This window comes from Bacillota bacterium, assembly GCA_036504675.1.
GTDB lineage: Bacteria > Bacillota > Sulfobacillia > JAJYWN01 > JAJZPE01 > DASXUT01.
This window is the reverse complement of sequence record DASXUT010000104.1, coordinates 1-10,571: the sequence shown is the minus strand read 5'-3', so window position 1 is coordinate 10,571 and position 10,571 is coordinate 1. Positions and strand designations below refer to the sequence as shown.

Below are 10,571 nucleotides of genomic sequence, written 5' to 3'. Positions count from 1 at the left end.
CCGATGGAGTTAGACGTGCAGCTCGATGACATCCCCGTCGTTGAGGACGCAGTCGCGCTGGACCATCTGTCCGTCGTAGGCCTGGTGCCCCCAGATTCTGGCGTACTTGAGGTTCTTGGCGAAGTCCTTGTGGACGGCGGCCGCGGCCTCGATGACCGAGGTCCCCCGTTTGAGGACGAACGGCGCGCGATGGTCAGGCGTCTTTCCCGGGGCCTTGGTGTAGACGCGGATGATCCCGAGGACGTCGAAGAACCCCCGTCGCAGGGCATCAAGGCCGGCCCCGGACTTGGCCGAGACGACGATCGGCGCCGGGTAGTCGGCCTCTTCACCGCCCACGTCCTCGATGGAGGGTCGCCATTCACCGGGCAGGCGGTCGCGCAGCAGGTCGCGCAGGAGGAAGAGCCGGTCGCTGACCCCCGGGGCGTCGGCCTTGTTGGCGACCAGCATGGCCCGACCGATGCGCCTGGGGATCGAACTCTCACCCAGATATAACAAAACCTCCTCGGTCCGGGCCAGGATGTCGTCGTCGGCCAGGTCGAAGACCAGGGCGACGGCATCGGTCCGGTGGAGGAGGCTGGACATCCATGGGGGGGTCTGGCCGGGCGAGACCGGCGGCAGGTCGACCACCTGGATCTGTACGTTCTCGTAGGCGACAATGCCCGGAAGGGGCGTCCGGGTGGTGAACGGGTAGGTGGCCACCTCCGCCTCGGCGTTGCTCAGGGCCGATAGGATTTGCGACTTGCCGGCGTTGGGCGGCCGTCGATGGGCGCCGCTGCATGTCCAGGCGCAGCCGGGCGATCCGCCGCTTGATGTCGGCCTGCATCTTCTCGGTCCCCTTGTGTTTGGGGATCGTGGCCAGCATCTCCTGGAGCGCGTCCAGCTGCTCCTGGGGATCGACGGCCTCCTTCAGCCGCCGCTCGGCGGCCATGTAGTCGGGAGTCAGGTTGGCCGGCAACGCGCCCACCCCCAGACCCGGTCCATCGGATACCGACTTAGTTCTCCGGCCTGTGGCCGTCACCTTCAAGGGAGGCTTTCCAATGAACCGACCCGCCTACGCCGGCGCGGCCATGCCCGGAGCCGTCCCGCTCGAGTCCGGCTCCCGCCGTTGGCCGCCGCTCATCCCCGTCCGCCAGACCCTGCCGGGCGACGCCGTCTCCGACGTCGAAGGCACGGTCGTGCGAGAATTAGAAAGCATCGGCCTCGGCCAACGGGTCCACCCGGGGATGACGGTGGCCATCACCGCCGGGTCGCGGGGATTCCCATATAGCGTCCGTATCCTCAAGGCCATGGTGGCCGAGGTCAAGCGGCTGGGCGGGCAGCCGTTCATCGTCCCGGCCATGGGCAGTCACGGCGGGGCCACCGCTGAAGGGCAGGTCGAGGTCCTGCGCGGCCTCGGCGTGACCGAGGACAGGCTGGGGTGCCCGATAAGGTCGTCGATGGACACCGTCCTTCTGGGGCGGACATCGGACGGCCTCCCGGTCAACGCCGACAAGAACGCCATGAGCGCCGACGCCGTCCTCCTGTTCAATCGGGTCAAGCTGCATACCGATTTCCGCGGCCGGATCGAGAGCGGGCTGACCAAGATCATGGTCGTCGGCCTCGGCAAGCAGGTCGGCGCGGAGACGTGCCACCGGGCCGGGCTGGGCGAGGCCCTGATCCGCCTGGCCGAGGTCTTCCTGGCCAAAGCCCCGATCATCGGAGGCATCGCCACGGTCGAGAACCACCGCGAAGAGCCGGCCATCATCAAGGGACTGGCGGCGAACGGCCTCATTGAGGGTGAGGCCGAATTGCTCCGGCGGTCCGTCGATTACCTGCCCCGCCTGCCCTTCGACCGGCTTGACGTCCTTATCGTCGACCGGATGGGCAAGGACATCAGCGGCAACGGTATGGACACGAACGTTATCGGGATGCACCGGCGGATCGGCGGCGCGGGACTGTCGGACATCCGGACCATCGTCTGCCTCGACCTGACCGAAGGCGGGCACGGCAACGCCCTCGGCATCGGCCTGGCCGACCTCGTCCCCCAGCGGATGGCGGCCAAGGTTGATTGGGCCAAGACCTACGCCAACTCCATCACCACCGGCTTCTACGGGACGGCCAAGTGCCCCATCGTCCTACCGACCCCTGAGGACTGCGTCGACGTGGCCATGCGTCCCTTCGAGCCGGAGACGGTCAGGCTGGTACGGATTGAGGATACGAAGCACATCGAGACGTTCTGGGTGTCGCCGGCCTTGCGCCAGGAGGTCGGTCGGAATGACCGGCTGACGGTCATCGGCGAGGCCGGGCCGCTGGCGGTCGGTGGCGAAGCGGAATCGCCGGTCATCGGAGGGGACTGACCGGCTGCAACATGCGCAGTGCCGACAAGATCCCAGGTCGAAGAAGAAAGCCCCGAGGCCGCTGTGGCCCCGGGGCTTGTCGCTGCTTCATGGCTTCTCTTTCCGGCTTGTGAGGTCCGCTCGGACCCACCCGGGCCGCAGGCTTCCTCAGCCCTGGGCCATCTTCTTGTACTGCTCCAACTTGGCCTTGGCTTCCTTCTCGGCCCGGTCGTAGAGGCCGTCGGCGACGTCCGGGAACTCCGTCTTCAGGCTGGCGAAACGCACCTCGCCCATGAGGAAGTCGCGGTACGAGGCCGTCGGTTCCTTGGAATCCAGGGCGAACGGGTTCTTGCCTTCGACGGCCAGCTCCGGGTTGAACCGGTAGAGCGGCCAGTAGCCGGCCTCCACCGCCCGCTTCTCTTCGAGCTGGCTGTGGGCCATGTCGATGCCGTGGTTGATGCAGGGGGCGTAGGCGATGACCAGCGACGGGCCGTGGTACTTCTCGGCCTCGGTGACCGCCTTGACCACCTGGTTCATGTTCGCCCCCATGGAGACCGTGGCCACGTAGACGTAACCGTAGGACATGGCCATCAGGCCGAGGTCCTTCTTCTTCGTCCGCTTGCCGGCCGCGGCGAACTTGGCCACGGCCCCGGTGACGGTGGACTTCGACGACTGGCCGCCGGTGTTCGAATAGACCTCGGTGTCGAGGACCAGGACGTTGACATCCTCGCCGGAGGCCAGGACGTGGTCCAAGCCGCCGTAGCCGATGTCGTAGGCCCAGCCGTCGCCGCCGATAATCCAGACCGACTTCTTGACCAGATAATCGTCGAACGCGGCGATTTCGGACAGGGCCCCGCGGAGCTCGCCGCTCGCCTTGGCCAGGGCCGGCTTCAGGGCCGCCCGAATGCGTTCGGCCGCTTCCCGCGACTTCGTTGCCTCATTCCGGCCCTCGAGCCAGGCCGCGAAGGCCTCCTTGAGGTCGCTGGGAAGGTCCGCGGCCATCGCCTTGCCCATCAGTTCAGCGATCTTCTCGGCCTTTTGGTTGATGGCCAGCCGCATGCCCAGACCGAACTCGGCGTTGTCCTCGAAGAGGGAGTTGGCCCAGGCCGGGCCCTGTCCCTTGGCGTTGACACTGTATGGGCAGGTCGGGGCGCTACCGCCATAGATCGACGAGCAGCCGGTGGCATTGGCGACGACCATCCGGTCGCCGAAGAGCTGGGCGACCAGCTTGACGTAGGGGGTCTCGCCGCAGCCACCGCAGGCCCCGGAGAACTCGAAGAGCGGCTCGCGGAACTGGCTCCCCTTGATGGTGTCGGGCCTGAACCCGACCTCCAGCTTGGGCAGGCTCTCGGCGAAGTTCCAGTGGTCGGTCTCGGCCTCGACGACGTCTTGGAGCGGCGTCATCTTCAAGGCCGGCGTCTTGGCCGGGCAGATATCCTCGCAGTTGCCGCAGCCGGTGCAATCGAGGGGCGAGACCTGGATGCGGTACTTCAGGCCGGCCGCCTCGCGCCCGAGGGCGTCCTTGGTGACGAACCCGGCCGGGGCCTTCTTCAAGTCCTCCGGCTTGGCCAGGTACGGCCGGACCGCGGCGTGCGGGCAGATCAGCGAGCACTGGTTGCACTGGATGCAGGCGTTCACATCCCAGACCGGGACCTCCTGAGCGATCCCGCGCTTCTCCCACTTGGTCGTGCCGGTCGGCACGGTGCCGTCCGGGTTGAAGGCGCTGACCGGCAGGTTGTCGCCATCCATGGTCAGGATGGGAAAGATCACGTCACGGACGTATTCCGGAGCCTGGGTGGCGGCGGCCGCCTCGTCGGCGACCGTGGCCCAACCGGCCGGGTACCTCACGGCCTCGAGGGCCTCTGAGGTCCGGTCGACGGCACCGATATTCATCGCTACGACCCTCTCACCCTTGCGGCCATAAGTCTTGACGATTGACTTCTTGATCAGTTCAACCGCCTCGTCCTCGGGAAGGACCCCGGCGATCTTGAAGAAGGCCGCCTGCATGATCATGTTGATCCGGCCGCCCAGGCCGACCTCGCCGGCAATCTTGGCCGCGTCGATGTTGTAGAACTTGAGCTTCTTCTGAGCGATGGTCCGCTTGACCCGGGCCGGCAGGCGCGTCTCCATCTCCTCGGCGCTCCAGTTGGAGTTGAGGAGGAAGACCCCGCCTTCCTTGATCCCCTCGAGGACGTTGTAACGGTTCATGTAGGACTGGTTGTGGCAGGCGATGAAGTCGGCCTGGTCAATCAGGTAGGTCGATTGGATCGGCGACTTCCCGAAGCGCAGGTGGGAGACGGTGATGCCGCCCGACTTCTTGGCGTCGTAGAAGAAGTAGCCCTGGGCATAGAGGTCGGTGTGATCGCCGATGATCTTGATCGAGTTCTTGTTGGCCCCGACGGTGCCGTCGGAACCGAGGCCCCAGAACTTGCCGCGGAACGATCCGGCGGGCGCCGCGTCGATGACCTCCCGGATTTCGAGCGAGGTCCCGGTGACGTCGTCGACGATCCCAACGGTGAATTGGCGCTTGGGCTTGTCGGCCTTGAGGTTGTCGAAGACGGCCTTGACCATCGACGGGGTGAACTCCTTCGACCCCAGGCCATAGCGGCCGCCGACCACCGTCGGCACCCGGCCCTTCTCGGCGAAGGCGGTCATGACGTCCTGGTAGAGCGGTTCGCCCAGCGAGCCAGGCTCCTTGGTGCGGTCGAGGACGGCGACGCGCTTGACCGTCCGGGGCAGGGCGGCCAGGAACTGGTCGGCGACGAATGGCCGGAAGAGCCGAACCTTGACCAGGCCGACCTTCTCGCCGCGCTTGTTGAGGTAATTGATGGTCTCCTCAATGGCCTCGCAGGACGAACCCATGGACACGACGACCCGCTCGGCATCGGGTGCCCCGACGTAGTCGAAAAGGTGGTACTTGCGGCCGGTGACCTGGCCGACCTTGACCATCATCTCCTCGACGATGGCCGGCACCGCCTGATAGTACTGGTTGGCCGCCTCGCGGTTCTGGAAGTAGATGTCCGGCGCCTGCGACGTGCCCCGCTGATGAGGATGCTCCGGGTTGAGGGCCCGCTGGCGGAAGGCCGTGATGGCGTCCTTGTCGACGAGCTTCGCGATGTCCTCATAGTCGATGGTCTCGATCTTCTGAACCTCGTGCGAGGTCCTGAAACCGTCGAAGAAGTGAACGAAGGGGACGCTGCTCCTGATCGCCGAGAGATGGGCGACGAGGGCCAGGTCCATGACCTCCTGGACGGAGTTGGAGGCGAGCATGGCGAAGCCCGTCTGCCTGACGGCCATGACGTCGGAGTGGTCACCGTAGATGGACAGAGCGTGAGCGGCCAGGGCGCGGGCCGTGACATGGAAGACCCCCGGGAGCAACTCGCCGGAGATCTTGTACATGTTCGGGATCATCAAGAGAAGACCCTGAGAGGCGGTGAAGGTGGTGGTCAGGGCCCCGGCGGCGAGGGAACCGTGGACGGCTCCGGCCGCGCCGGCCTCCGACTGCATCTCGGTGATCTTCAGGGCCTGTCCAAAGACGTTCTTCCGCCCGTGGGCGGCCCATTCATCGCAGGTCTCGGCCATTGGAGACGACGGGGTGATGGGGAAGATGGCCGCGACGTCGGACAACGCGTAAGCCACGTGAGCGGCGGCGGTGTTGCCGTCGATGGTGAGTTTTTCGGACATGGTTGACCCCCCAATGACCCAGATTTTTGTTGCGCCCGAAGTTTTCCGGACAGGCCTTGGAGGCCCGGAAACGCGGCAAGACCACAAATCGCTAACATTATAACATGGCAAAAGGCGGACCTTCCGAAGGCCGAAAATTGGGAAAACCTCGGGCCCCTAAAGGCCGGCCCCTGTAGCCATGAGTGAAGCTCGGTCGAAGCGGGCAACGCGAGTTTGAAAGGCGTCAAGAGTAGGTGGACGGCCACAAAAAAGCGATTGCCGGCCGAAGCCGGCCGGAATCCCTTCCCTTCTTTATATCACTTAGCTGGGCTCTTTTCAAGCTACAGAAGCTGGCGCGCATTTGCGGCGAAATCGCTCAAACGGCACAAGCGAAAAGGCGGGGCCTTGGTGACCCCGCCCTGGCCAATCCGGATGAGCTATCTACGACTCCAGGTCGACCCGCTCCCTCACCAGTTCCACGATGCGGTCGCGGACCTGGACCCGCCGCTTCTCAATGGCCTCGAAATCCATGTTCGGGACGAAGTATTTCTCCATCTCGTCGTGGGTCTGCTTGGCCCGGTTGATGAAACGGACGGCGATTTCGAAGGATTGACGGTACATCTCCCGAGCCATTTGGCGCTCCTCCTGGAGGGCCAGGTCGATGTACTTGTCGACATAGTCCCCGGTGTCGATGACGATGTCGCTGTCCTTGGCTTGATAGTAATGGGGCTCGACCCCGTTGATAACCGCCGTCGACAGCTGGGGAATGACGACGTGATCGATCTTGTCGGGGTCGAGGGCGCAGTGGTAAACCTCGGTGTCGTAACCGTTCATCGTGGCCGCCTCGGCCAGCCTCTGGACGATCGTCGTCTTGCCGGTCCCGTCGTCCCCGTTAATCAGGTAGCGGCGGTTCAGCCGGCCGACGATGGTCTCGAGGTAGTTCACCGGGCCGTCGGGGGTGATGGCCGTGGCGAACAGGTGGCGCTCGTAGGGGCGGCGATTGCCGGTCGGGCCGGCCGCAAAGAGCTCGTCGATGATGTCCAGGGTCAGGCGGTTGAGCCCGCCGACGTCGAGGGCCCGGGTTTCCTGGTAGTAGCTCTCGATCTGCTTCAGGTAGATGCTGGCGGTGGCCAGGTAGCCGTAGGACCGCCGGAAGAGCCGGCCGACTTCCCCATTCAGGCGGAGGATCGGTTCCTTGTTCCGGCGCATCCCCTCTTCGTCCCAGTAGTCGCCGAGGTGGACGATCTCGTCGACGGCCCCGGGGTTCTTCGGGTCGACGATGTGCGGCGCCGTCCCGTCGATCAGGGCCGTGTCGATGGCCGGGATGACCACGCCGTCCAGCGAGCCGTTGTCCGAGGAGCAGCACATGAACTCAACTTCGAGGCTCAACTCGACCAGCTCATGGGCAATCTTCCGCATGAAGGTGGATTTGCCGACCCCGGGGCCGCCCTTGATGATGAAGATCTTGTTGGCGTCCGGCTTGATAATGTAGTCGTAGAACGAGACGAAGCCCTTGGAGGTGTTGCCGCCCGGAAAGACCTTCTTGATCGAACCTTCTCTAGCCATCTGTCCCGCCATTCCTCCTCGTGTTGACCCGGGGGTGGGCTGGCGGCCGGCGGCCGGATTCAGTCGAGACCGCGACCGGGCCTGAGCCGCCCTGGCTCCGACCGGTCGCCGCCTCGGCTCCGACCGGGCTCAACGCCCGTTTCCCCATGGGTCACCCGCCCAACATTGTATGGGCGGACAGGGGGAATGGTGAGGGGGGAGGGGTGGGGGTTAGGGGGGCTCTCGCCCCGACCGGGAGGTTCAGGACGGTGGCTATACAACGGCACGGCGGGACCCAGACGATATACATTATCGCCAAGACGATATAACATGGTATCTGTCGGGAAATTGGTCGACCCAGTGAGCACACATTCTATGAGGCAGGTAAGGTACTCCTCATCCATAGAAAAACTTGAATTGCAGTCCTTGCACGCTGACACTACCGGCAGGTCCGTCGGACATGGTTCATCCAACAGGACCTTGGATGGGACATGATCCCGCGTGGACGGTTGGCGACCGCAATAGGCACAGCAAGAGAGGCGTTTGTCGAAAAACAGTTGCCTTGGGTCCACTCTTTCACCTCCGGGTCATGCAAATCGGAGGCCTCAACCTCTTCTTGCTTTTCGGCAATCTCCTTGCCAAGACCTGTTGATGTGGGCCGGCCGACCGCCCTGGCTTTGGGATACGCCATTGAATGCCCCGTGTCGCCAATCATTTGGTCTGGACTGAGCACTTCCATCATCGGCCGAACGCTTGCTCGGCACCACCCATTGTGGTAAAATCTTGATGGGGCTCCTGCATGTGGTGCCAAGTTTCGGGCGGGCGATCGGATCTGGCATGTGAAGAGCTTCAGACCCACCGCCCAGCCCGCGATAAAGAGTAGCCGCATCATCGGTTGGCCGAGGGGCGGGTCCATGGGTATTGGGGCTGCCGCTCTTAGGCGCGTTCGGTTTGGTGCGGTTTTTTGATGCAGCTCTAATACCCACAATGTTCATTGTGGGTACTAGGTTGGACAGGCCCTCCAGGGAGCGGTAAGATGGTCTTGTGAGCAGGGTTTGGGTCCGACCCGGAAGTTCCGATCCTGAAACGGGGGGGGTTCAATGGCTGACAAGCTTACGGACGCCTTCCTTGACTTTTTGCGGCTAGAGGTCGCGGATGGGGATGCGAGCCCGGACACGGTCCGGGGTTATTCGGCTCAGGTCAGGTTGTGGCTCTGCTGGTGCCGTCAGCGCGGGCTTGACCCGTTGTCGGCAACCCCGGAGGCCATCAAGAAATACGGGGAATACCTGCTGGTGGGCGGTTACCGTCCCTCCAGCATTTCTTTTAAGCTTTCAATCCTTCGCAGGCTCTACGAGGCCGCTGTGGCGCAGGGGTTGAGGTCGGATAACCCCGCCGCCAAGGTCAGACCTCCTCGGTCGAGGAAGACCTGGTAAGACCTGGTAAGACCTGGTAAGACCTTCCCCACCTGTCTGAAGGCGAACTGGCACTTCTGTTCCGCACGATCGGTGGCAGCCGCGGCGAGAAGGGACTCAGAGACCGGCTTATGCTGGCCCTGATGGCCCTCCAGGGACTCCGAACCGTAGAGGTTCAGCGGGCGAGCGTTGAGGATCTTAGGATGGAATCGGGGTTACCCGCCACCATGATCATCAGGGGAAAGGCCCGGGACCGCGTCATCTACCTGCGCCCAGACGTGTCTACGATGCTGACAGAATACCTCAAGGTCAGGGGAACGGTCACTCCAGACCGCTCGGGGCTGCCTCTCTTCACCTCAGTGAGCAATCGGGCCGTCGGCAGGCGAATCTCCCGCCGGGCATCAGGCAAGTGACGGACTGCCACCTGAGCCGGGCGGAGCTGAAGCGTCCAGGCGTTTCTGACCACGCTCTTCGCCATACGGCGGCAACCCTGGCTTACAGGGGACCTGAGAGGCGTTCAGGACATGCTTGGACACCGGGACCCCAAGACCACCTCAAGGCATGCGCACCTCGTTGATCGAGCCCGGACGAACCCGGCCCTGGCTGTGCCAGTATCCCCCCGGAGCTGAGCGTTCTGTGGCCCGAAACCGGTTCGTATCGGATGGAGATGACCGCATGGCGCAACGCGAGATGGCAACGACAAAACGCCCAAGCCCGGCGGTGCCCCCCTACAGGGGACCGTACCTTGAGCTTTTGCCCTCTCCGGGCACCCCGGACCCGGCAGATCTTGCCGGCGTCAGGCAATGGGTCGCACGCGCCAATGGACCTACTGCTTTGGATCTCTTCTGTGGGGCCGGCGGGCTGAGCCTCGGCCTCAAGGAGGCCGGCTTCACCACTCTGGTGGGTGCGGACTCAGATCCGATAGCCATAGAGACTTTCGTGGCGAATATCGGCGGATTGGGCTACCTTGGCGATCTATCCGACGTGGGCATGTTCCTCGATCACCTTGAGGCATGGGGAATCAACAGCGTCGACCTGGTCGCAGGGGGTGTCCCGTGCCAACCGTTTTCGAGAGCAGGGCAGTCAAAGGTCCGGAGCCTTGTTCAGTCCGGATTACGGCCCAAAGGCGACCCGCGAACGGAGCTTTGGAGACCATTTGTCGCGGTGGTCGAGAGGCTCAACCCCCGCATGGTCTTGCTGGAGAATGTTCCCGACCTAGCGACTTGGCGCGAGGGTTCGGTGCTCGTGGGCTTCCGCGAACAGCTGCGGAAGATGGGTTATAGAACGCATGTGAAAATACTGAACGCCTTTGACTACGGGGTGCCCCAGCATCGCGCTCGACTTTTCGTAGTGGGCACCCGGCTTGAGGGGGCATTCCCTTGGCCAAGGACCTGGAGACATAGGAACAATCTAAGGGACGCAATCGGGGATCTACCGGAAGCCCCTCCAGCCCAGCGGGAGGAGTCCCTCCCGTATGACCAGCCGGTCTCGCCGCTACAGAAGAGACTCCGGAGGGGTGTCCCCAGGGACGAAAGTGGGAAGGTCTACGACCATATCACGCGTGATATCCGGCCGGACGATGCCGAGGCCTTCTCCCTTCTGGGGGAAGGGGACACCTACATGGACCTGCCGAAAC

Annotated in this window: 7 protein-coding genes and 1 pseudogene; 4 read left to right on the top strand and 4 right to left on the bottom strand. The window is 63.9% G+C overall.

What is annotated here, in order from left to right:
* Window positions 1-9: 9 nt before the first annotated feature.
* Entirely contained in the window at window positions 10-447 is a 438-nt protein-coding gene (locus VGL40_07830) for a TGS domain-containing protein (protein ID HEY3315167.1), read from the bottom strand.
* A 30-nt stretch (window positions 448-477) separates the two neighbouring features.
* Window positions 478-741, bottom strand: a pseudogene (locus VGL40_07825) (GTPase).
* A gap of 35 nt (window positions 742-776) precedes the next feature.
* Here VGL40_07825 and VGL40_07820 point away from each other — a divergent pair.
* Both VGL40_07820 and VGL40_07815 read left to right on the top strand, forming a co-directional pair.
* Entirely contained in the window at window positions 777-932 is a 156-nt protein-coding gene (locus tag VGL40_07820) for a hypothetical protein (GenBank protein HEY3315166.1), read from the top strand.
* A gap of 105 nt (window positions 933-1,037) precedes the next feature.
* Window positions 1,038-2,336, top strand: coding sequence for a lactate racemase domain-containing protein (locus tag VGL40_07815; GenBank protein ID HEY3315165.1), 1,299 nt, complete (start codon window positions 1,038-1,040; stop codon window positions 2,334-2,336).
* A gap of 147 nt (window positions 2,337-2,483) precedes the next feature.
* Here VGL40_07815 and nifJ read toward each other — a convergent pair whose 3' ends face one another.
* Entirely contained in the window at window positions 2,484-5,999 is a 3,516-nt protein-coding gene (nifJ, locus tag VGL40_07810; protein HEY3315164.1) for a pyruvate:ferredoxin (flavodoxin) oxidoreductase, read from the bottom strand.
* A 420-nt stretch (window positions 6,000-6,419) separates the two neighbouring features.
* On the bottom strand, window positions 6,420-7,544 hold the full coding sequence (locus VGL40_07805; GenBank protein ID HEY3315163.1) for a PRK06851 family protein: 1,125 nt from the start codon (window positions 7,542-7,544) through the stop codon (window positions 6,420-6,422).
* 1,444 nt (window positions 7,545-8,988) lie between these two features.
* On the opposite strand from VGL40_07805, the gene VGL40_07800 reads away from it, so the two are divergent.
* Complete coding sequence (locus tag VGL40_07800; protein ID HEY3315162.1) at window positions 8,989-9,348, top strand: tyrosine-type recombinase/integrase; 360 nt, start codon at window positions 8,989-8,991, stop codon at window positions 9,346-9,348.
* 421 nt (window positions 9,349-9,769) lie between these two features.
* A partial coding sequence (gene dcm / locus VGL40_07795) for a DNA (cytosine-5-)-methyltransferase (protein ID HEY3315161.1) occupies window positions 9,770-10,571 on the top strand: 802 nt, incomplete at its 3' end.